Annotated in this window: 2 protein-coding genes; both read right to left on the reverse strand. The window is 42.2% G+C overall.

The features are described from left to right. On the reverse strand, positions 1–513 hold a 513-nt coding region (locus KQJ19_RS23665), incomplete at its 3' end, for a fimbrial chaperone (RefSeq protein WP_216404280.1). Next, positions 506–1196: fimbria/pilus outer membrane usher protein (locus KQJ19_RS23670; protein ID WP_216404281.1), on the reverse strand; the 691-nt coding region annotated here is incomplete at its 5' end. The genes KQJ19_RS23670 and KQJ19_RS23665, both read right to left, overlap by 8 nt.

The following is a 1196-nucleotide window of genomic DNA, read 5'->3' on the forward strand; positions in this document are numbered from 1 at the left end:
ATAATAAGGGGTGTCGTTCCAGAGAACGGTATTGTCCTCACTGCTTATCATTTTAATATTCTGTTCGGCGTTTTCCCTTTTCTCTTTCAGGGCATCAGGCCGATAAAACATTTTGACCTGAGTATGTAGCGCAATGGATAATGCATTCACGCCGTCTTTTGGTGCTTTGGGTATCTCTTGGATGTTGATCCAGAAAAGCGATTCTTTATCTTTTGGTAGCGCATCATTAATTTTCAGGATACGCAGGATCTGTTTGTGCTGATCGGCCACTTTAAAGAACGTGGGGCTGGGTACAAAATAGACGTTCTTGTCGTTTTGGTCCTGGTTTTCAATCCATATCTGTCCGCCATATTCCTGAGTAGACTGGTTATCAACCTGTACAGAGATATTCTCTCTTTTTTCATCAAACACATAACGTGTGCTGTTAAGGACAAACGCCGCATGACTTGATGCTGTAAATAACAACAGTGATGCAGAAATGAAAAACTTTCTCAGTTTATTGTTCTTAGCCACACTTAATCTCCTGTACTTTACCCATATCTTTCTGCAGCGATCGTGAATCGAATTTGCAATCACCAACAGAAATGATCCCTTCATCTTTATCTTCAAGATTCATTAACAGAATCCCGCCGTTGTTGACGTAACCAATTTCCTGATTTTCTGCATTTTTAGCGATGCTTCCCATTGGAATAACAAAACCATTACTGCTGATGACTTTTACGATATACGTGTTAATTTTTCTGTATTTCACTTTCTTATAGATAATCGCGTTTTCCGTCGGCGTCACATTGATTGCGTTTTCTGTTAACTCAACGCTCTGTGGCAAGTTATCCGCATTGACGGTGATGGTATTATTGTTATACGCGGTTAACGGTATGACAGCGCGCCCTTTTTTATCGCCAGGCATGGAACCATTAAATCTGACGCCTGGAACATCTTCCATTTGTACAACGGCAATTTCATCATTTTTCACTGGCGTAAAAAGAATACCTGCATCTGGCAGTCCGATAACACTTCCGCCAACCTGGAAGGAAGAGCTGGACGAGCTCCCCGTTTGCGAATAGCTGGCCGAGGTTTGAACCTCATCAAACAGATAAGAAGCTGAAATCGCGCTTCCCGTGGTGTTGCGTGACTGACTGATGGATGCGTTATAACTCAGGCGAGAATTAATGCTTCCCGAAACACCGGTATTGAAA

This window comes from Citrobacter sp. S46_ASV_140, assembly GCF_018919545.1.
Classification (GTDB): Bacteria; Pseudomonadota; Gammaproteobacteria; order Enterobacterales; family Enterobacteriaceae; genus Citrobacter; species Citrobacter braakii.